The organism is Neobacillus sp. DY30, from assembly GCF_030123065.1.
In the GTDB taxonomy this organism is placed as follows: Bacteria; Bacillota; Bacilli; order Bacillales; family Cytobacillaceae; genus Neobacillus.
The window spans coordinates 2,217,739-2,241,095 of sequence record NZ_CP126093.1 but is presented as its reverse complement, the minus strand read 5'-3'; the positions used below and the strand labels follow the sequence as shown (position 1 = coordinate 2,241,095).

The window sequence follows — 23,357 nt, the reverse complement described above, 5'->3', positions numbered from 1 at the left end:
AACGTATTAACTAGATAATATGTGAAAAAATGAAATAAATGACTTCTTATTTTTTAGTTAGTAGGCAATCTAACTACTTACAGTATAAGACAGTACATCCGGCTTAGGTAGTTTTTTCGAATCGAAAGGGAATGGTGGAGAAAAAATGGAAATCTTTTATAAAGATAATTTATATAAGGAAGTTCTTCGGACCATGTCCGAATGTGTAATGATTCTTGAAAAGTCGGGGAAAATGGTTGCCCTAAATGAAAATGCAGAAAAAATACTGGGGATTAAATCAGAGTTCTTAACTGAATCCAGCTTGATGCAACTAGAATATATAAATGAAGACGGATCACCGTTACCCTATTCTCAGTTACCAGGAATAATAACACTTAAGGATGGTATTCCTTTCCATGATTTCATATTAGGTATTAACGACGGGAATAAGGAACCTAAATGGATCTCAGTCAATTCAACGCCTCTTAAAATTTGTGATAATGAAGAACAGGCTGCCCTTGTTACCATTTCTGATATCACCGAACGCAAAAAGATGAAAAATGCCTTAATTCAAGCTAAAGAAGAGGCAGAAAAAGCAAATATGGCTAAATCCGACTTTCTGTCTAAAATGAGTCATGAACTCCGTACACCATTGAATGGAATCCTTGGTTTTGCACAGCTATTAGAAATTGAAGAAACCTTAAATGATGATCAGCGTGATTTTGTCCAAGAGATTTTAAGTGGAGGGAGACATTTATTAAGTATAATTAACGATATTTTAGATTTATCAAGAATAGAGACGGGCCATATAAAAGTATCGATTGAAGAGATTGATCTTCTAACGATTATCAATGAATGTATCAATATCGTGCAGCCACTGGCCAAGAATAAGCGAATTAGTATACATAACCAATTGGATTACTGGCAAAACATATTTATTCTTGCCGATCCCATTCGTCTTAAACAAATCTTTCTTAATCTTCTCGATAATGCGATCAAATATAATCGGGAAGGTGGCAAAGTCATGATATTCTCATATTTGAAAGGAAACGAGCAGGTCATTCATGTTGCGGATACAGGGGTCGGAATTTCAGTTGAAGAATATCAAAAGGTATTTGTTCCCTTTTACAGAATTGAAGGGACACAAGAAGAAGGTACAGGTATTGGATTGTCTTTAGTAAAACAGCTCGTCCAGCTAATGGGAGGGCAAATTAGTGTAACGAGTCAAAAAGGTTTAGGAAGTGATTTTTGCTTTAGCCTCCCTCTTCCCCATGATTTAAAGCCTGTGATGAGATGGGGTGAAGAGGTTGAACTTACTAAGGATAATATCCGGAGGGCAGATGACTACCGTTTACTGTATATTGAAGATAACCCGTCGAACGTAAACCTAGTAAGGAACATCATGAAATCGCAGCCTTCCTATACGCTTTTATCCGCTCGTTCCGGAAAAGAAGGATTAGAAATGGCAGCGAATGAAAAAGTGGACTTGATTCTGCTTGATCTAAACCTTCCCGATATCCATGGCTATGAAATATTTGATAGGTTAAAAACAATAAAACAAACAAAAGATATTGCCGTAATTGCTGTAAGTGCCAATGCGCTTCCGCAGGATATTCAATATACATTAGACAAGGGGTTTGATAATTATGTAACAAAACCCTTTAATGTAAAAGAGTTTTTGACCATCATAAGAGAAACGCTGAATAGTACGATTAACCAAAATATTCCGGATGAAGAAATTTTAAGCACAGGGCCGCATGGAGAGGAGGCTATTTCAGCCAAAACACTCCAGTTATCGTTGAAAGACCTGAAAAAGCTTAAGGAAATGAATTATAAGGCAGCTGTTGCCATGCACTATACTGAAAATGATTTTTCAACGGCGATCATTAATGGTTTGAAAGATACTTTTGAAAAAATGGGTATTGAAGTTGTTGCTGTTACGGATGCACAATTTAAGCCTGAAAAACAATTAATAGATATCGAAATAATCATGGCTAAAAAACCAGATGTTATCGTTAGCTTACCGGTTGATCCAGTTGCAACTGCTCCCGCTTTTAAAAAGGCTGCTGAAGCAGGAATCAAACTAATTCTTATGGATAGCATGCCTGAAGGATTAGAATTTAGCAAAGATTATGTGAGCGTTGTTACATCTGACAACTATGGAAATGGTATATTCGCAGCCGAGATTATGGGTAAAGAACTTAAAGGAAAAGGTAAGATTGGTATTATTTTCCACAATGTTGATTTCTTTGTAAATAATCAGCGTATAGAAGCATTCGAAACTACGATTAAAGAAAAATATCCAAATATTAAAATTGTTGTACGTACTGGAATTACCACCCCAAACGATGCGGAAAAAGCAGCCACTGGTATGTTAGCAAAAAATCCAGATTTAGATGGTATTTTTGCCATTTGGGATGAACCCGCGAAAGGAGTACTAGCTGCAGCACGTAAAGCAGGGAAAACTGATATAGTCATTACGACCGTTGATTTGGGAAGTAGTGCAGCATATCAAATTGCTTCTGGAGGAAATATTAAAGGTCTTGGAGCGCAATTACCTTATGAAAATGGAGTTGCACAAGCAATTATTGCGGGATATTCATTACTTGGGAAGGAAGTAGCTCCTTTCTATGTTGTACCAGCGATGAAAGTAACAAAAGAAAATATCTTAAAGGTTTGGAAACTGGCTTATCGTCAAGATCCTCCGGATGCCATTCAAAAGTACTTTTAATTAGCATGATTAATGTTTTATTTTTGATTTCCCCTATGTATGTTTCTATGCTCATATTTTTTTCCTGCAATATTTGATAATCAGCAGTATTAGAAAAAGCTCTAGATTGGACTAGAGCTTTTTTACGTTAACTGTCTAACTCCTGCGCCCAGCCCTTCGAGGTCAAATAACCTCGATCCAAAAAGTCAAAGAGCGACTTTCCGGGTGGATAACATTTGCTTGTCGAGGCTTAACAGGGCGCTTGCGCTTTTCTTATCCAGTTTACTCCTACACCAGTTCATTCATTTCAACTTGTACTAAATCACCTGATGCTTTAACACGGATACGGGTCGCGTTGCCAGGTATGTAGGCAAGGTGAATATCCTCTATGCCGACAATGACCAGGCTATCCGGTTCTGATCCTACTGGTTCCCCTTTTGCCTCAAATATCGTTTATCATTCATGAATAAACTCCAAAAGTAAATAAAGCCTGGGAACAGGATCGCGAAACCGACAATATAGGTGATAAACACGGCTCTAAAGGAGTTAGGGTCTGTAAAGGCGGACTCAATGGTAACATTCGGATAGATGATATACGGCAAATGGGCCTTTCCATAGACATAGCTTGCAATCAGGTATTGAATCGTAACGGCAATGACAGCGAGTCTTGGCATGCCACGCTCCCCTTTTTTGAAAGGGTTTGGCGCATATAAACCAAAACCTATTATTAAAAAGAAGCCAACCGATATTAATAATAATGGAAGATCCTCCATCATCTTATCATACAGCCAACCGACTTCATTTTTTAACGTAAGCATAATCAGTAACGCCATAATCAATGAAATCGGACCCAGGATTTTTCCATCGCGAAGGTAAACTCGGTACGCCTCCATTTCATTCGAAGCTTTCGAATAATCCGCTAATAATAAAGAAGAGAGGAAAAGTGTACTCGTGATGGCAAACCCTATAAAGGCATATTCATTGGGACTCGAAAAAAGCCTGTTAAGGTTTAAATTCACGCTGCCGTCTGTAAAATCAACATAGTGACCATGCGTAATTGGCAAAACGCTAATTAACAGGCCAGGAATAATAATTCCCGCAATGCCAGAAATGTAAGTTAGCGGCTTTTTATATTCCGTAGCTATATTTGAAAAAACTAAAAAGGCACTCCGTAATGCAAGTAAAAGCAGAATTAAGCTGCCTGGAATCAGTAAAATTGTCCCTAGAGTGTAGGCCGCACTTGGAAAAAGGCTGTAAACAGCAACGACTAACGCAACAATAAAGGTATTTGTTACTTCCCAAGTAGGTGATAAATACCGATTGGCAATGTTGGTTGCCTTTGTTTTTTCCCGATTAATGTAAATCATTGACCAAAAACCGGCTCCAAAATCCATTGTGGCCATGACAGCATAAATAAACACGAAACCCCATAGCACGGTAATTGCAATTAGAGCATCAGCCATTTGTTATTCCTCCTACGAATTTGAACTAAATAATGGGATGCCTTTTTTCTCTGCCCGTTCGATATCATCTAATTCTGTATTTTTTCTAAAGAAATAGAGTAATACGAACACCACAGAAAGCCCTAGGATAATGTAAACAACAATAAACGATATAAAAAGTGTACCTAAGTTCGTTGCCGTCGTTGCAGACTCTGCTGTCGAAAAGATATGGTAGATTACCCATGGCTGACGGCCAGTGCAGGCAAAAATCCAACCGCATTCAATGGCGATCACTGCCAGAGGACCTGTCGTAACCAGCCCCCAAAGCATAATCTTTGGGTAATGTGTTTTTTTGAGAAATTTCCTCCATGCAAAAACAAGCAAAGGAACCATAATCAGTGCCGAGCCTATAAACACCATTCCATTAAAAAGAGTATGGATGAATAATGGCGGCCATAGTTCTTCTGGAAAATCGTTTAAACCGACAACCACGGTATCAAAGCTGTTCCCCGCGAGAAAACTCAGCGCCCAAGGTATTTCAATAGCTCCTTTAATTTCCTTCGTTTCTTTGTCCGTAAAACCACCAATGGCTAAGGGTGCATGGGATTGTGTTTCAAATAACCCTTCTGCTGCAGCTAATTTTTCCGGCTGGTATTTATGAAGGTATTGAGCCGATTCATGTCCATTTATAGCAGTTAGAAAAGCAAAGATACCACCTACGACCAGACTTAGGACGAGTGCTTTTTGATGAAACAGATATACTCTTGACCCGATTTTATTTTTCATCATTTTAAAGGACGCAACAGATGCAACAACAAAAGCCCCCACTACATAGGCAGACAATGCCACATGTCCAGCAGTAACAAAGAAGCTTGGATTAAAAAAAGCGGCCCAAGGATCGATATCTAGGAATTTTCCATTTTCATAACGGAATCCAGCAGGTGTCCCTTGAAAGGCATGAACATTGGTAATTAAAACAGCGGAGGAAAGAGCCCCGATTGCGACCAGCACTAAGCTGGCAATACGCATCCAAGGAGCAATTCTCTCAGCAGCATAGACGTAAATAGACATAAACAACGCCTCAATAAAAAAAGCATAGATTTCAATTTGGAAAGGAAGTGGCATCACTCGACCAATCACTTCCATAAAACCAGGCCATAGTAACGATAATTGTACACCCGCAATCGTACCAGTCGGGATCCCGACTCCCAGTAGAACGGCAAATGCCTTCGTCCATCGTTTCGCCATTACCACGTAATCTTGATCTTTTGTTTTTTGATAGAGAAGTTCTGCAGCCAAAATCATCAGCGGCAAACCGACTCCTATCGTAGCAAATATAATGTGAAAAGCCATTGTCGTCCCAAATAAGGAACGGGCTATTAATAAATCACTCAAAATGAATTCTCCCCTAACGTATCATGGTCATGATAATTATTTCCAAAATGACCATTAATATGTAGAGCTGGTGATTTCTTTTTTAATAGATTATTTGTGTTTAGCCGGGGAAATCATTAATGAGGGATACACGAAATAAACCTTTGGGAGGATTCGATTATGACTATGACACTTGGAGCATATGCAAGTGCTGACATGGTCTATGAAGCTTTCTAATATGCGAATCAGAGAGGATTTAATCAAATTCATGCCTTAAAGGATACAACTCAAAGTAACTATATGCAGTCTTACGGGACAATGACCCAAATGAACTTGATGAATCAGTCTGGGAATATGACGATGTAGGTTAATAAAAATCTCACCTTCCATTTTGAAGGTGAGATTTTCATTGTATTGAAAAGCTTTGTATTCCGCGGCAAGTTCATCGTAACTCTAGGGCTCTTTAGTGACCGTAATCTAAAATAAGTAAGAGCTACGGTCATTATAAGGGCTCTTTAGTGACCGTAATCTAAAATAAGTAAAAGCTACGGTTACTATAAGGGCTCTTTAGTGACCGTAATCTAAAATAAGTAAGAGCTACGGTCACTATAAGGGCTCCTTAGTGACCTTAACCTAAAATAAGTAAGAGCTACGGGCACTATAAAGGTTCTTTAGTGACCATAACCTAAAATAAGTAAGAGCTACGGGCACTATAAAGGTTCTTTAGTGACCGAATCGCCTAAAAAGTAATGGTCACGATAAACCAAATTTACTGATCTCGATCCAACTAGTGCAAACCTTATATTTACATGTTATGACCCATTCTTGGCATGTCAGAAACGATTGTTGGATCAACCATTCCAGCGATCATGGCAATGTGTGCAAATATTAGAAACATCCCAACAAAAGTTGCGTGAACTTTTAATTTTTCTTCTTGTGATTTGTTTTTATAAATAAGATTTAGATCCAATAGTGCCATGCCCAGTAAAGGGATGATTCCAAGTAAGTAGAACCCTACTGCAACTACATCAATCCATCCATGCCATTCTCCATTTGATGTTATTGGAATAACCGCATTAAATAGCAAGTAGATAAAAATACCAGTAAAATAAATACCAACAAAAATGGATGTTATTTTGTTAACCAATCTTAATTTACCAGTTAGATTTCTAGTAAACAATATCGCTAATTCAGTTACAGCAATTGTTTCTGCACAGATAACCGGAATTGCCATAAAAATAATCAGGTTCCATGGTTGATTGTCTGCAAGTAAGCCCATATAATGTGTCATGTTCATATGCCTATATCCTCCTAAAACTTCTTTGTTTTGTTTCTCTGAAGTTTGATTGTAAGTTTAGGATATAAAGATACGATGAAGAATCTGTGACAGAAACATGACATGTTCTCGCTAGTAATGCTCTTCTACTTTCATAAAAATAGAGCGGACGGTAATCTCCCGCCAGCTCTATTTTTTTACTTTTTTAATATTCAATGATTAGCAAAGATTAGTTCGTAACGGCTTCGCGTTTGCGCTTTTTCTCCATTTGTTTTTCGTGGGCCCGGGAGTGGGCACGGTGGCGATCTTCTTCCACTTCATTAGACATTTGCACACCCATTGGTATTGTAGTAGCCGCTATTTCTTTGAGTCCGTTCTGGTCTTTCTCAAAAATAAACGATGCTCTTGTTGAAATATCTGCTCCATGCTCCGTCACAAATGGGACGACACGGTAATCAGCACGCCATTGTTCAGGAGTGACCTGGCAACGAACATAACCACGGTAATTATTAAAGAATTTAATGTGTGGGTTGTCCGCTAAAGATTTGGCCGTATCTGCACGCCAGTCTGATCCGTTTCCACCCGAAGTAATAGATGTTCCAACAAACTCTGCTCCAAAAATTCGAGATTCTGGATTGTTGTAATCAGTCATTAGGTTAGAAGCCCAGCTTGCATGGACATCTCCAGTGAGAACGACAATATTGTTAATGTTTTCGTCAGCAACGAAATCCGTAATGCGCTGGCGTGCCGCAGGATAGCCATCCCATGAATCCATGCTGTATTTTGGAGCTGTAATGCTTCCAGATTTGCGCTGTGCAAAGAATATCTGCTGAGCCAGGACATTCCAATATGATTTTGAACTTCCTAGATTGCCAAGAAGCCATTTTTCTTGTTCTGCTCCAAGAAGAGTGCGCTTTGGATCCAATGATTCAGGTGTATGTGCTTTCGAACCATCACCATTCGCCTGATCATCACGGTACTGCCGTGTATCAAGAATATAAAAATTCGCCAAATCACCATATGTAAAATCCCGATACAATTGCATGCCGCCATCATGCGGCAATGACGACCTTCGAAGCGGCATATGTTCGTAATAAGCCTGGTACGCAGCAGCGCGGCGCTTGATAAAAGCCTCAACAGACTGACCTTTTTCTGGAATGAGATTTGCGTAATTGTTTTCCACTTCATGATCATCCCACGTAACAACCCACGGGAATGCAGCATGCGCAGCCCTTAAATGTTCATCTGAACGATATTGAGCATGACGGTTGCGATAATCTTCAATCGTGATAATTTCATCGCCTTTATGGACACGGACATTGCCCGTTGGTGAAAGATACTCGTTTGGACCGTATTCATATATATAATCCCCAAGGTGGAATACTAGGTCGAGATCCTCTTTGGCCATATGTTTGTATGCAGTAAAAAAGCCGTGTTCATATTGCTGACAGGATGCGAATGCGAACGTCATACTTGCTACACTGGCACCTGCTGCAGGTAAGGTTTTTGTTTTTCCAACAGGACTGAGTTCATTTCCTGTCTTGAAACGATAAAAATAAACAGTATTTGCTTTCAGGCCACTCACTTCTACATGGATTGAATGTGCGAGATTAGGGGAAGCATGTTCCGTTCCTCGTTTGATTACATTTCGAAAGTTTTCGTCTGTTGAAAGCTCCCAATTAACAGGAACGACATGAGCGGGCATTCCTCCACCGTTTAATGGATCCGGAGCCAACCTTGTCCATAGTACGACACTGTCTGACAGCGGATCACCGGAAGCAACTCCAAGTGTGAATGGATATTCACTAAAACTCGGAGCCGCATCTACTTTAAATCCTCCCAATGACTGAGCAATGGTCAGCCCAAGGGATAGCCCAGCAATCTTGCCGGCTCCATGAAGAAAGCTACGACGGTCTAAATTCTTTTTTAAATTTTGTTCGTTAAACTTCCTAATCATTTCATCCAAATTTGTCATGATTTTCCCCTCTCAGAATACATATTTTTACCACGACTCTGATTATATCCAGGATTTGTTAAAGGATTATGAAGATTGTAAATAGAAGGATAGAGGAGTGTTCGAAAGATGGTTAATAATTAATAGGACTTTCAGTTTAGATACGGAATAGACTTTACAATAATAATTTCTATCTTTCCCTATCAACGGCGGATTTATCGATTTTAAATAGTTATTCTCTCCTGTTTTTTTTAATAGTATTTTCATAAAAAACTTACAAACTGCCATTTCATTTTAATATGCTTGATTCTTCTCCGACCTTCTAAGGCGGCTCATGTACAATAAAAAATCCCACTTTCTTTATAGAAAGTGAGATTTTTTAAGTTTCCTTGGTGACATAATTCTTGCATTATCTTACTGAGTTACTTCCTGCCCCTGGTAAATCCGAAAGGCAGGAACAATCGTGTCGGAAACAATTTCTTTTCCTTTTTCACGAATGAAGTCTAATTTATAATAGGCTTCAAATCTTTGACTGATTTCCGTTTTAACCAGTTCAGGTGGTGTAACAACGATGAATTGGAACTTCAGTTTTTCGGCAACGGCGAAGATTGGGTCAAGGACATGCGCCGATGCAGCTTGTCCAAAGGGATTATCACAGACTAAAGGAACCCAGCTTTGATCGGTTTCACTTTTTACTGATAATAACATCATCATCATTACCATTCGGGCTGATAACTTTTGTCCTCCACTGCCATCCGATTTCGTCTTAGAACCTTGATTAATTGTCTGCCAGGTTGAATAGTGCTCTCTTTGCGGTTTCCCGTACATAAAAGCATTATCCGTTCGCATGTTGTAGACCAAAAGCTCAGGATAACGATTTCGAAGGGATACAAATAATATTTGTTCATCACTGATTAGTTGTTTTATTTCTTCATCTAAGGCCCGGTTTTGGTCGTCAATCATATCAAATTGTTTGGTAATTTTGTTAATCGCAGAAACAAAATGCTGCTTCAACAGCGGTTCAATATCTTCAGGCTTTTTGGGCAAGATGTCTTCTTTAAGCTGGACGAGCGGAAACGATCCTCGTTCATTTTTAAGCTTCATTTTTGCCACCATCGAACGAATCGCTTCTGAAATACTCATTACTTTCATGCTCGCACGACTTGCCCAGAAGTTTTGTGCCTTCTCTGCCCGTTCCTTATCGCGCTCTAATTGTTCCAATCCGCTTTGTGAAAAACGCTTCATATTTTTAACGATACTTTGGATATGCGCGTAATGCCTAGTATCCAAGTGGTCCAGTGTTGTTAATACTTCATTTTTAAAACGAATCTCCCAATCTTTGCCTTCAATGGTAAGCTTTAGATTACGCAATGATTGATCAATTTTCGCATGCTTTTCTTGACCTTCTTCTTGAATACCTTGATGTTCTTCACACCAGGATAAGATACATGCTTTACCTTGACTCTTAACTTTTTCAACATCCTCATTCGTAAACACAGCAGCTTCCTCTTTAAGAATAACTGAAAGAGTTAATAGATCTCCTTCATAGCCTGCAATATTCGTTTCTGTTTCTTTTTGAACCTTTTCAGCCTTCTTTACTGCCTCTTTCGTTACTTTCGTTTGGTCTTTTATTTCTACTTCTTTGATTTCTAAGTCAAGGTCTTCCCAGGCTTCAGACTGTTTTTCATGCTTTTCTACCTTTTTTCCTAATTTATCACGCTGTTCGATGGCATGCTTTAAGCTCGTTTCTGCAACGGTTACCGCTGTGCCTTGTTCCCGTTCTTCTTTTTCCGCTGTCTTTGCTTCCTTCTGAGCATTTTGCAGCATGTTTTCTAATATACTAATTGGTTCCTCAGGTTCAACACCATTTTTCCATTCCTCATCATGTGCATGGAGTTTTTTCTCTAATTTCTTTTGCTGCTTTTGCTCGGTTTCCTTTCTGGCTTGAAGAACAAGTAATTCCCTCGCCTGTTCTTCTTTTGATTTTTGAAGCTGTTTTAGCTCTTCGATACTTCCATTGATCTCTTGTAATAAATGTGGTGAAAGCTTAGGGACCTCTTCGCTTTGATCACCTTTTTGTTCAGCAGGAAAAACGGCTTCTTCAATAAAGAAAGCAATGACCTTAATATTTTGTTCAGTTGTAAGTTTCCATTCTAAGTATGTTTGATTCCACTGATTTTGAAGTTCAACGGTTTGCTGATACTCTTTTCCAATTTCTTGCTGTTGAGAATCTAAGGCTTCCTTCTGTTTCTCTTTTTCTAGTTTCACGCGTTTATTTTCTTGGTGCAGCGCTTTTTCTTTTTCAAAATCCTCTAATGTTTCTACATTTCTTGTGAACTTTTCAATCTTTCCTTGTGTCATTTCTAGCTGTGCTTTTAACGCAAGCTGTAATTCTTTTTCTTTCTCTTCTTGCGTCTTAATTTCCTGTAGTTTCGTTTTTAGAGAAAGAAGAGCATTCTGTTCCGTAATTATCGCTTTTTCGATATCACTAGAAAGCTCACTTGTTGAAAAACGATCGATTTCTTTTAAAATACGACGCAAGGATGTTTCTGTTTTTTCAATTTCAAAGAGTGTATCTTTCTTGTCTTCTATTTGTTTAGCAATCTGGATTTTCCAGCCGGTAAACTGATTTTTATCGGTTAAAAGCTCTTTCTCATTCCCGTTAATGATGACAAAGGATGGTTGATGCTGTTCTTTGTTCATTTCTTCACGCAAGAAAATCGGAACTGGACTTTTAAACATTCTTCCTGAAAGAACCTGCTGGTTAATTTTTTGCCATTGCTGCCCGCTTACGACCAAACCGTATGGAAGGAGCGGATACGCGAGAAGGGTATTCGCTAATTCCGCAGGGCTTAATGATTGAAGAAATTGTGTTCCATAAAAGACATCAATTCCAGTCTTCTCATCAATCCATTCCTTTAACTCTTTCACATCTTTATTGGCAATCCAGAAGGGCTCATCGTTTAAAGAATGATCGAGTTGTGTTTCCCAAAGTTCTTTTTTGATTTGTTCGGCTTGCTGGCGGTTATTGCTCAGTGCTTCTTCTATTTGTAAACTATATTTCGATAAGAGCGAGTGCGTAAACGGCACTGTGACATTATCTAATAAACCGTGAAGCTTATCGAAAAGTTTCGCTTCTCGTTCTTTTTGCTTTTCATTTGCAAGGTTTAATTCCTCACATTTTGCTTCTGAAAACTGAATCGCTTGGACGAGCGTACCATGTGAAGTGGCTAATTTGTTTTGCTTCTCGCTAGATTCCCTATCTTTCGTTTGCAGTTCTGCTAATTTTGCTTTTTTCTCGTCAATTTGTTTCAAGAAACTATCGGTCAAGCCCTTTAAGTCATAGGTTAAGCGATCGCCAAATTGTTGGATGAGTGCTGCTTCCTTAGAATCAAAGGTATGCATTTGCGTATATAGAAAATCAATTTCTGTACTAAGCTGTGCAATTTCTTTAGTCTTATGTTTGTCTTGCTGAGACAGTTCCTTCACTTTTTTAGTTAAGAACTTCTGATACCCTATATACTGTTTTATCCCTTCTTGTATCGATAAAACGGAATGCTCCCACTGTGATTTCGCTATTTGCTTAATTTCATCCATTCTTTGATTCACTTGTTCTAAACCGCTGTTTTGTTCCAACGTCGCGATCTGCTGAGATAGCAGGCGAATACTCTGTTCGTTTTCATACCATTCTTTTAATAAAGCTTGAAAAGCAAGTTGTTCCTTTCGCTCCTGTTTCTCTTTGACAATGTCTTGTAAGGATACATGTTTTTCTTTTTCTTGTACTAATTTCTTTTCCCAATCCATGACCTCTCTGTGAGCTTTTGCAAACTCTAAATTATCCTTTTGATATCGTAAATCTGCCTGCTTAATGAGTAGTTTCTCTATGTCTTTCTGCAGAGTAAGCAAATGTTCCTCTTCTGTTTGCTTCAAATGCTCAAGAGCGCCAAGAAGCTGCCTGCCAGTCTGTACACTTTCCTGAACAATTTCTTTATGTTCTACCCCTTTAGCTACGTGCTCTTCAAATGGGACAATGTCTTCTAAAAACTCTTTATGTGCTTGCTCTCTTTTTAGGAGTACAGGCAGATCCTTTGCAATACTCGCCTGACTTTTAAAAATCTCCACAAGATCGTTCTTTTGATGTTCCGTTCGATGTAAAACCTGACTTACAGTGGGAATGATTCGTTTTTGGAACAGGGAATGATCGTCCTCGGCTCCTTCGAAGTATTTCCCAACGCCGCCTTCATCCTTATTAATGTCCTTCATAATGTCCCAGTCTTTACGGTTAATCCCGTATGTATCAAGGATGCGATAGTGCTTCTTCGTATCTCGGTAAACGTCATATCCATTCCACTTTAAATAGTCTTTTAAACTCTCAGTTTCAGCAACTTCACCATTTTCATAGAGCGGAATATGTTCAACGGCGGCTTCTTCTTTCCGCTCAAATTCTCTTGTATAGAATGTAATATTAGGAAGGATCTTAGCTTCTTGTTCCAAGGTTTTATTCTCGTTTTCTTCACTCATTGAAATCCGCTGCTCGGCTGAAAACATTCCGCCGGTTATCAAATGGCGGCGATCAGAACCGTCCAATTCCCACTGAATGAGAACATGAAAAGTATAGGGAATAAACTGCTCTTTATTATTAAAAAAGAACTGTTGATAATAACGATTGTTTTGCTTTCCCCAAGAAGTTCCGGGTTTAAGGATTTGGAAAATGGTCTGAAGGAACACACCTTTTCCGCCGCCATTCATCATCGCAATCAGACCATTTGTGGATGTTTCTTCATTATGAAAATTAAATGTGGTGTCTTTATATTGCTTTTGCATGCCATCATACTTCAGGCCGACAATTCTAATTCGATGGATTTTCGGCATGCTCTTCCTCCTCTGACGTCATTAACTTTTTAAAAAGTTCATACCGGTCATAATCGTGATATAAGTAATCTATTCGCTCAAAAAGCTCCTGTTTTGGAATGACCTTTGCGATATCGTCCCTGTCCAATATGACGATTAGCCCCTCGGTTTCTAACAAGCGCATAGCGCCAGCAATTAAACCGATTCTAGTTCGCCTATTGCCCTTTTTTAGCCCAAAATCGTCACTATCGACCTCCATGTATTTCCATGTGGTCACCACTTCCTTCATATCAATTCGTTCTTCTTCTCCGAAGGCAGGTTGATTTTTAAGAATGCTCTCCCATTTCATAATGAGATCATTCACTTGGCGTTCTAATGCATAATAGCTGATTCCTTCGCGCTTCGTACGGATTTTTGCTGCCTGGTTACGATCGATGGCTGCTAAAAAAGACATAATAATCATGCTGATAAGATGGAAATGTTTTTTCGTTTCAACTTGCTTATGCTTATCCTTCAAATGGGTAAAATTCGTCGCAAAAACCGAACCGGTTGGCTGAACCACTAAATGGATGCGTTTAGGTGCTTCAATGATATATGTACCAGATTCGTCTGCTAATAATAGTACTGTCTGTCTTACTTCCGGATCAAAATAAGTTTGGAAGTGTTCACTATTTTCGTCAATTACTTTTTCTTTTAATAGAGTAAAATAGACAGCTGATGCTTTTTTGATCGTTTCCGCATTCATCATTTATTCTCCTCTACACATATTTTAAAAGGGGTAATTTTTGTTTGATACCACAGGAAAGGTTCCGATTGATGATCGAACATGGTAAAAACCTTTAACCCTTCAAACATTTCAAATTGTGGATATTCCTGCATTAGTTTATAAAGAAGAATCTCCCTTTCATCGCTTAAGGTTTCTTCCTTTCGGTGCAGTACTTGGACCTTCAGCGGCTTTTTATCGAACATCATCCATAAATCGATCGTTTCAGATTCTTCAAACCATAAATCCTGCACTTCTAATGGCAGCTCTTTTAAATCCGTTAAGGAAAACTCACCATTTGTTTGTAAAAACTGAAATACATAACTCCATGCCTTAATCACAGAATCCCAGTTGGTTACTCGCAGTCGGGTAATACTTTCTTCTGTCTCTTCTTCCATGATTGAATCGGTTACGGTTTTTTCATTAAGTTCTTGCTCACCCCAAATCCAATCAAGCGGCAATATGAATTCATTTTTCGGTGAGAAGATTGGCGATAGAATTTTTTCTATGTCTGTGAAACTGCGAACGCCTTCCTTCATGAACCAGTTTTCATAAAAATGCTCCCGAAAGGAAACGAGACTGTTTTCCCAAAACAATGAAGGGTTTTCCGCTTTTAATTTCATCTCATAGGAAATATTTTGAATGACTAACTTTGCAAAACGATCATGCAGCTGTCTTGTATGACCGATTTTTTCCTGGAGAAGAATTAATTCTTTTTGTATATAATCATCTTCTTCATTTCTTCGCTTCGTCTTTTCGATCATACTCGTAATGGTACGGAAGTGATTTTTCTCTTCTTCAAATTGCTGTTCAATTTCAATCCGATTGTCGGACCGTTGCCATTCTTCTTCGATCAATAAGATTTTGGGATTGTTGATCATTTCCTTTTGGAAAGAGAATTCATTAGCCATTAAGCGGTTAACACGTGAAATGAGGTGATCGAGGTTTCGAGTAGCTTTTCGAAAATTACCATTTTTTATTAGCTGCATACTATAGAGCTGTTCAATCGTGATGGAAAATTCCTCAGCCATTTCCCTGCTCATAAAGATCATTTCTTGAGCAACATCGGTCAGTTTATAAACAATCGATCCACCCATCTCTAAATTCGTATATAGTTCATCCATGGTGACATATCGAAAGGTTTGTGTCTCCCAGGATTGTCTGATTTCATCGTAATATAAGGCTTCAAACGGTTTACTGTATTCTTCTTTTCCCTGGTACAGGAGACCGCTCGTAATCCGTTCAATCTGTTTCTCGTCAGCTAAAAGCTTCATTTGTTTAATAGAGTCTTCTACCATATACTTGATATCTGTTTTTCTTCTATGATCATCATCATTTAATTCTCTGTAAAAAATGGTGAGAAGCACTTGCATGAGAATGGTTTGGATATGAGGTTTCAATTCGCCTACTTCCATTCCCCTCCCAAGCTCAAACAGTGGATTTAACCGCTGCATTCTCTGGGCGAATCCTTCCCATGATTCGTTCACATCCATCTCCTCCATGTTTCAATTGTTAAAACTTCTTGAGGGATTCGTTTATTTTCCTGCCATAATTGCATTAATTGATTTTGCTCTTCTTCGGTAAACCACTGAAAGAAGGCATCACGGTATTTGAGATTTTGTGTTTGACCTTGCTTTTGGTCATTTCTTTGTGCCATACATTCAAGCATTTTCCGATAAATTTTCAAGGCAGGCTGAATACAGCAATCCGGGTATTTTTCTATTAGCCTGCTAATGATACCGTATCCTGCAGCATCAAGATCTCCTGCGTAATAGAAAAGATAGTTGTTCAGTGGAAACATTCGGAAGAAAAAGGAAAAGCTCCGTTCAATTTTCGTTCCTTCACCATAAATAATCAATTCAGGTTCATAATCAAGTTGATTGGCTTCCAATAATTTAATGGAAGTATGAAAGAAGGATAGATTCTCAACAATCAGAACGCGATGAATATCTTTGATTTCTTTCCCTTGTTTCATCCAAAATACAAATGGCTCCCCGTAGTTCACCATTTTAAGCTGGTCTTCTGATACTCCGATTCTAGCTAAAAATCCCTTCCCCTCCGGAAAACTATCACCGTCGAGTAGAAATTTTTCATGACCAAAGAGCTCTAAGCTTCTTTCTTCAACTGACACGATTTCCCGTTCTTGAAAGGATTGTAGAAAAGTATATACATTCTGGATGCGACTCCATTCGTCTGGCGTCTGCCATTCGGGATGCCGTTCATATAAGGAAAAATCAAACTGATCACTTAACTTCATCATCGCGAGACGATCCCATTTGTTCTCCTGAACTTTTATATTCACCCAGTAATTCAAAGGCAGGCTTGGAGTTCTGCCATTATATTGATTATTTTGTATAGGTATTAGTATTCCCTCAGTTTGCAAGGTTTCAATGGTGCGGTAAAACAATGTATACCCGTCCATTTCGAAATAATCTTCTAAAAGCCTGCGCAGCTGAAGTTCTAAATCGTTTATATTAATCTTCTTTTTTTGCTTTGGGTGTTGAATATCGGCTATAAACCCTCTCACCCGTGTTTCAATGATATTGATTGTGATCACCTGCTTTAATCTTTTAAGACTCAAAGGAAAAGACTCCTACTAACCATTATGGACATCCTTATATTATAAACTAGTTACGTAATTGTTTCTAAAAGAAATTTTCTTACTATAATGACCGGCTGCAAATTTTAAGGAAGTGTAGCTTGATTACTCTACGCCTGTTAATGATTTAGTTAGTTCCTGTATACAAAAAATGACTGAAATCTATGATTTCAGCCGCCAAGTTTTGGGATATGTTTAATATAATGAGTTATCAAGAAATTTATTTGGTTCATAGATTTTTTACCAGCTTTATCTCCCCATTTTTAGGAATGAATTCGCCGATATTCTCTTGGTTTTCTATTCCATATTTCATAAATGAACAACTAAATAGCTTTCGTGCTACTCTTCCTTTTTCCCCTATTAAATTAAACCATCCTTGTCCAACATAAAAAGGGTTCGTTAGCAGTTTATCAACAATAAAAGATATACGGTCATTCTCTTCCTTTGTTTCAAATTTTGTTTTTGAGGAAAGAGCCAATACAAAATAGTTTTTTTGCTTTACTAATTCAAGTAATTGAAGATGATATCTTTCACGTTGCTTTAGGTTAAATTCCTCGAGAACCGTTTTGATACTTTTTTCAACATCTATATCATATTTACTAGCGTCTTCCCAAGTTGATAAACGGGAATTAAAAATAGACAGTGTCAGGATATAATGTGAAGCATAATTTTTTGGATCAAATCCTTCGTTACCATTTTGCCTTTCATCGACCGGTGTAACAATATACTTTTTATAGTCAGCGAAAAAATTTTCAATCATTCCGTTTACCTTCTTTCATAGATTGATTGGGCTCGATGAATAAAATAATTCCGATATTTTCTAACTGCAGCTATTCGGGTCGTAGTTTGTAATATTAAATTCAATTTTCTAAAATCAAAATCCTGCTTTTTCTTTCATAAAACAACAATTTCCACTCTTTTTAATCAAAAAGTCCTATTTTAGAAATCTGTACAATGTCGACGGCAGGCGATTTAATGAGACTTGAATTTTTTATTTTTAACTTAAACGATATAAAAAGCTGACAGGTAGATAAAAACACCTTGTCAGCTTTTCTTTTTTTCTATTTAATTTCCGAATGAATCCATAACTGACCTTACTTTTACTGCACTTAATTTAAATCCTGGCATTTTGCACACAGGATCGAGGTCTTGTGAAACTAATAGATTCACATTTTGCGAGTCGGACCAATGAAAAGGAACAAATACGGTATCCTGACGGATGGTTTCCGACCATATACTCCTGACAACAATACTGCCTCTTTTGGATTCAATCCTTACTAAGGAACAATCTTTAATACCGTATTTTTTAGCAGTTACCGGGTGAATTTCTACAAAGGATTCTACATTTCTAGCTGCCAATGCCGGACTTTTTCTCGTTTGTACTCCCGTTAAATAGTGAGCCATTACTCTTCCGGTTGTTAAATAGAGGGGAAACTCCTCGCTCAGCTGTTCCTTAGGCATTTCTGGACGATTTGGGACTGCTACCATCTCCGCTCTGCCATCAGGGTGGGAAAACGAAGCTTCAAACAAACGTGTTGTTCCTTTATGCTCAAGGTCAGGGCACGGCCAAAGGATGCCTCCTTCCTTCCGCAGACGATGATAGGTGATACCATAATAATCCGCTTTTCCTCCACGGCTCGCAACCCGTAATTCATTAAAAATTTCTTCCGCAGACGAAAAGTTAAAATATTGTCCTTTACCAAGAACACGTGCTACTTCGCATATAATTTGCCAATCATGTTTCACTTCTCCCGGACAAGGATAACTTGCTTCCCTCAAAGTCACTCGTCCTTCCACATTCGTCATCGTTCCTTCATCCTCTAAATATGAAGAAGCCGGTAAAATGACATCTGCTAATCTCGCAGTTTCTGACATAAACAGATCTACCGCTACTAAGTATTTCAACTTTTGTAGTGCCTTTTTTACAAATTGTGCGTTCGGATTAGAAACCACTGGATTGGAGCACATTAAAAACATTCCCGTAATCTCACCGTTATCGATTTTTTCCATCATTTCAAATGCGGAAACACCTTTTCTAGGTATTTCATCTTTTTTCACGCCCCAAACGCTTGCAATATAAGCACGATGTTCCTCGTTTTCAATTGATCGATATCCTGGAAGTTGGTCTGCTTTCTGTCCGTGTTCCCTTGCACCCTGACCATTTCCCTGTCCAGTAATCGCTCCATAACCACAATTTTGCTTGCCAATTTTTCCAGTGGAGATAAGAATATTCAGGAAGTTTCGCACAGCGATAGAGCCGTCCGTATGCTGTTCTACCCCTCTTGCAGTAAAAATCATCCCCGTGTCTTCTTTCCCAAACTTACGCGCCGCCTTTTGAATTTGCTCTTTTGGAACCCCTGTTATTTCCTCAATTTCTTGTAAATTCATGGTTAATAAATGTTGTCGGACTTCCTCAAAACCTTTGACACGTTCATTAATAAATTCAGGGTCTATATAGTTTTCCTCTATAATCACCTTTAATAACCCGTTGGCTAAAGCGGCATCTGTTCCTGGTTTAATTTTCAAATGCAAGTCCGCCATTTTCGTTGTTGCTGTTTCGCGCGGATCAATGGCAATAATATAAGCACCATTTTCCTTTGCCTTCTCAAAATAAGGCATGATGGTAGGCTGACATTCTGCGATATTCGTCCCCGCAAGGATGATACATCGAGTAAATGGAATTTCCTGCAGGGTATTTGTAAATCCTCTGTCGACCCCAAACGTTTGAGTGGCTGCGGAAGCCGCTGCTGACATGCATAATCTGCCATTATAATCTATATATCTCGTTTTTAACGCGACCCGTGCAAATTTTCCAAGTAAATAAGCTTCTTCATTTGTAATGGACGCACTTCCATAAACAGATAAGGCATTCTGGCCATCATCCTTTTGAATTCTAGTAAAGTTACTCTTAATATGTTCCAATGCCTCTTCCCAGCTAACTCGGACAAATTCTCCATTTTTTTTAAGCAATGGATATTTCAATCGCTCGTTATGAAAGCTGTGTTGATGGGCATTCATCCCCTTCATACATAATCTGCCCTCAGTAGTAGGGTTATTTTTTCCAATCGTTACATATTTTTTTCTGGTAACAACGGATTGTTCTAGCAGCTGCATTTTACATTGCATACTGCAAAACGGACATTGTGTATCATATCTTTTTTCTGACTTCACTTCCTGCTGCTTAGTACGAAAATACTTTAATAACAATTCAGTCAAACGACACACCCCCTATTTTATTATTTTTTTAATTAGTTAATAACGGCTTCGCTCTACTAAATTCTTGCGGAAGGCTATCTCCTCAGCCAAACGCTCAAGCAGCTGCTGCCGAAGGCTTTCATCCAATAATACTTCCCTTACATGAATTAATCCGACTCTTTCTACCCATTCCCACGTGCGCTCCAAATAATTAGCTGTTTCACGATAATATTGAACAAATCCGCTGATTAACTCCATCGCTTCTTCAGGAGTTGCAGCAACATATAATAACTCTCCCGAACGAACATGCCGCCCGCTGCTTCCGCCGACATAAATTTCCCAGCCCCGGTCAACCCTTATGACGCCCACATCTTTTGTGGTCGAACCTGCCCCGTTATGCAAGCAAGAGGATATGCCCATTTTGACTCGGTATGGGGTAGTTAGAAATTCGAGTTGCTTTTCTATGCTTACAGCTAGCTCGATAGATGTTTTTTTATTACATGAACAAATATGTTCCCCTATACACGTCTTAATGTTTTGGACACCATTAACATGCGGTGTACATAACGGCATGTTCAAGTCTGCCCATACCTGAGACAACGCTTCTTTTTTGACACCAAGTAAATGAATTCTTTGGTCACTCGTAATTGCCAGATCGTTTATATGATGTTTTTCAGCGACTTCAGCAATTCTTCTTAACTGATCGGGATTTGTTTGGCCTCCATACATTTGCGGGATAAGGGTATAGGTCCCATCTGATTGAATCACAGCATTCATGTTTTCATTTATAAAAAGAACTTCTTGTTTAATCTCATATTCTGGATTAATCATTCCTAAGTAATAATTAATCGCTGGCCGGCAAATAGAACAGCCTTCACTAGTTTTCCAATTTAAGACTTCCATAACTTCTTGTACAGACGTTAATCCATGCCACTGCATCTTCTGAACCACTTCATCATCATTTAATGTTGTACACGAACATAGGCATGACTTTTCATTTGAGACCTCTTCGAATCCATTATTCTGTATATATGACAGCAGGTCGGCCACAAGTGGTTTACATCCTCCACAGGAACTTGAAGCCTTCGTACATTTTTTGATTTCTTCAACAGTCATCAACCCTTCTCGTTGAATAGCCTCCTGAATAGTTCCTTTCGTCACATTATTACAATTGCATATGATTTTAGCTGCAGGAAGGGACGCTGTAGATCCTGCGTCTTTGTGTGGAAAAAGCGAAACCTTTTCTACATCGGAAACATCCTGTTGTTTTAGAATCATATCTAGCAGCCTGACTCGTTCTTTTGTATCACCAAACAACACGGCACCAATAATCTTTTGATCCTGTATAACTACTTTTTTATACACTCTTTCAACTTCATCATAAATCTTTATTGATTGGTTGGAAGAATCCTTATCATGAATAATTCCTGCTGAAAACAGGTCTACACCTGAAATTTTCAACTGAGTGGATAGGACACTTCCTTCGTAACCTGGACCTTCCATACCACAAATCCGTTTTGCTAATACTTTACCTTGCTCATAAAGAGGCTGTACCAATCCATAGGCTATTCCTCGATGCTCTACACACTCTCCTACTGCGTAAATGTTCGGTACACTCGTCTCCATATAATCATTGACTATTATTGCTCGGTTTGTTTCCAATCCGGTTTTCTTTGCAAGTTGAATATTCGGTCTGACACCTGCAGCCATCACAACCAAATCGGCTTCAACTTCTGTCCCATCATGAAAACGGACACCTTTCGCATCAATACCTCCGACTATTTCCTTCGTTTCTTTTTCTAATAGGAATTTCATTCCTTGACCTTCTAGTTCTTTTTGAAGCATTCTAGCCGCAGTTTCATCTAACTGCCTCTCCATTAAATAACTGCCAATATGAACGACATATACGTTCATGCCGAGATTAAGAAGACCCTTTGCCGCTTCTAATCCCAACACCCCTCCGCCAATCACCACTGTTTTTTTGTTTTTTTTAGAGATTTCAATTATTTTCTGACAATCTTCTATTGTTCTGAAAGTAACTACTCCTTGTTTATCAGCGCCTGGGATCGGAAGCGAAATCGGAACAGAGCCAGTAGCTAAAATTAGTTGATCATAAGAAACAATTCGGTTTTTATCCGTCTTGATAACCTGCTTTTGTTTATCAATTTCAACTACTGTCTCCCCGGTAAACAAATGGATATCATGACGTTCATACCATTCATGGTCATGCAGTGTAATATCTCCAAAAGAGGTGCTCCCCTGTAAAATGGAGGATAAAAGAATTCGATTATAATTTACGTGGGGCTCACTTCCCAAAATAGTAATCTCAAAACCTAAGGGATCCAGCTTCAAAATCTCCTCAATACATCGGACACCCGCCATACCGTTTCCCACTAATACCAGCTTTTTTTTACTCATTCTAAACCTCCAGCTGTTATTTTTTCTCACATCAAACTTAATGCCACCAATTATTACATAAAGTCAAAATAAAAAAATGAAATACGTTATATTTCCTTACATACTAGTTTTTTCTTAGGGAAAGGTACTCTGTTTGAATAAGACCGGTATACGGAATGGCTTTGTTTTTTTTGTGGGTTGTTCTGTCGGAATGCGAACAGCTTATAGACACCTTTTCCTGTTTTTGCGTTCTGTGCTGGATCTTAAGGACAAATCCCATATTAGAATCCACTAGATTTGTCCTCAATATGGGGGCTTAAGGACAAATCTCATTGTAGAGTCCAATGGATTGTCTTCAATAATGGGCCTTAAGGACAAATCTCATTAACGTGTCCACTAGATTTGTCCTCAATTTGGGGCCTTAAGGACAAATCTCATTAACGTGTCCACTGATTTGTCCTCAATTTGGGGCCTTAAGGACAAATCTCATTAACGTGTCCACTAGATTTGTCCTCAATTTGGGGCCTTAAGGACAAATCTCATTAACGTGTCCACTAGATTTGTCCTCAATATGGGGCCTTAAGGACAAATCTCATAGTAGAGTCCAATGGATTTTCCCTCGATGTTTTTAATTAGCAAAAACCTAGTAATTATACCGATTTCCCATGGAAGAAAAAAATACATGTGTAAGCTTTCTTAACAACAATTGAGACAAATTTACAGTGTCAGATTATTCTTAAAACTATAAAAATTAGGAGGTATGGAAAATGAAAAAAATTGGCTTGGGTTCATTCATCGTTTTACTAGCTAAAGTCCT

Annotated in this window: 12 protein-coding genes; 1 reads left to right on the top strand and 11 read right to left on the bottom strand. The window is 38.5% G+C overall.

Annotated elements, in window-relative coordinates:
- Positions 1 to 145: 145 nt before the first annotated feature.
- Positions 146 to 2,710 carry a substrate-binding domain-containing protein gene (locus tag QNH29_RS10830; RefSeq protein ID WP_283864781.1) on the top strand — a complete coding sequence of 855 codons (2,565 nt, stop codon included), beginning with the start codon at positions 146 to 148 and terminating at the stop codon, positions 2,708 to 2,710.
- Positions 2,711 to 3,111: 401 nt separating this feature from the next.
- Here QNH29_RS10830 and QNH29_RS10825 read toward each other — a convergent pair whose 3' ends face one another.
- The 11 genes from QNH29_RS10825 to nirB all read right to left on the bottom strand — a co-directional run bounded on the left by QNH29_RS10825 (position 3,112) and on the right by nirB (position 22,561).
- A complete protein-coding gene (locus QNH29_RS10825) occupies positions 3,112 to 4,152 on the bottom strand; it encodes a cytochrome d ubiquinol oxidase subunit II (protein ID WP_283864780.1) in 1,041 nt (346 codons plus the stop codon).
- Between the two features lie 12 nt (positions 4,153 to 4,164).
- The gene (locus QNH29_RS10820) at positions 4,165 to 5,526 is read right to left on the bottom strand and encodes a cytochrome ubiquinol oxidase subunit I (protein WP_283864779.1); all 1,362 of its coding nucleotides are present in this window, start codon (positions 5,524 to 5,526) and stop codon (positions 4,165 to 4,167) included.
- 784 nt (positions 5,527 to 6,310) lie between these two features.
- Positions 6,311 to 6,802 carry a DUF6803 family protein gene (locus tag QNH29_RS10815; protein ID WP_283864778.1) on the bottom strand — a complete coding sequence of 164 codons (492 nt, stop codon included), beginning with the start codon at positions 6,800 to 6,802 and terminating at the stop codon, positions 6,311 to 6,313.
- Positions 6,803 to 7,010: 208 nt separating this feature from the next.
- Positions 7,011 to 8,756 carry an alkaline phosphatase D family protein gene (locus QNH29_RS10810; protein WP_283864777.1) on the bottom strand — a complete coding sequence of 582 codons (1,746 nt, stop codon included), beginning with the start codon at positions 8,754 to 8,756 and terminating at the stop codon, positions 7,011 to 7,013.
- A 393-nt stretch (positions 8,757 to 9,149) separates the two neighbouring features.
- A complete protein-coding gene (locus QNH29_RS10805) occupies positions 9,150 to 13,607 on the bottom strand; it encodes a coiled-coil domain-containing protein (RefSeq protein WP_283864776.1) in 4,458 nt (1,485 codons plus the stop codon).
- Positions 13,585 to 14,334, bottom strand: a complete 750-nt coding sequence (locus tag QNH29_RS10800; RefSeq protein WP_283864775.1) for a DUF6063 family protein — start codon at positions 14,332 to 14,334, stop codon at positions 13,585 to 13,587. The genes QNH29_RS10805 and QNH29_RS10800 overlap by 23 nt, the downstream gene beginning before the upstream one ends.
- Complete coding sequence (locus QNH29_RS10795) at positions 14,331 to 15,842, bottom strand: hypothetical protein (RefSeq protein WP_283865595.1); 1,512 nt, start codon at positions 15,840 to 15,842, stop codon at positions 14,331 to 14,333. Before QNH29_RS10795 ends, QNH29_RS10800 begins: the two co-directional genes overlap by 4 nt.
- Positions 15,833 to 16,930, bottom strand: a complete 1,098-nt coding sequence (locus QNH29_RS10790; RefSeq protein WP_283864774.1) for a Wadjet anti-phage system protein JetD domain-containing protein — start codon at positions 16,928 to 16,930, stop codon at positions 15,833 to 15,835. Before QNH29_RS10790 ends, QNH29_RS10795 begins: the two co-directional genes overlap by 10 nt.
- A gap of 247 nt (positions 16,931 to 17,177) precedes the next feature.
- A complete protein-coding gene (locus QNH29_RS10785; protein WP_283864773.1) occupies positions 17,178 to 17,708 on the bottom strand; it encodes a hypothetical protein in 531 nt (176 codons plus the stop codon).
- Positions 17,709 to 18,013: 305 nt separating this feature from the next.
- A complete protein-coding gene (gene nasC, locus QNH29_RS10780; RefSeq protein WP_283864772.1) occupies positions 18,014 to 20,164 on the bottom strand; it encodes an assimilatory nitrate reductase catalytic subunit NasC in 2,151 nt (716 codons plus the stop codon).
- A gap of 36 nt (positions 20,165 to 20,200) precedes the next feature.
- A complete protein-coding gene (gene nirB / locus QNH29_RS10775) occupies positions 20,201 to 22,561 on the bottom strand; it encodes a nitrite reductase large subunit NirB (protein ID WP_283864771.1) in 2,361 nt (786 codons plus the stop codon).
- Positions 22,562 to 23,357: the final 796 nt, after the last annotated feature.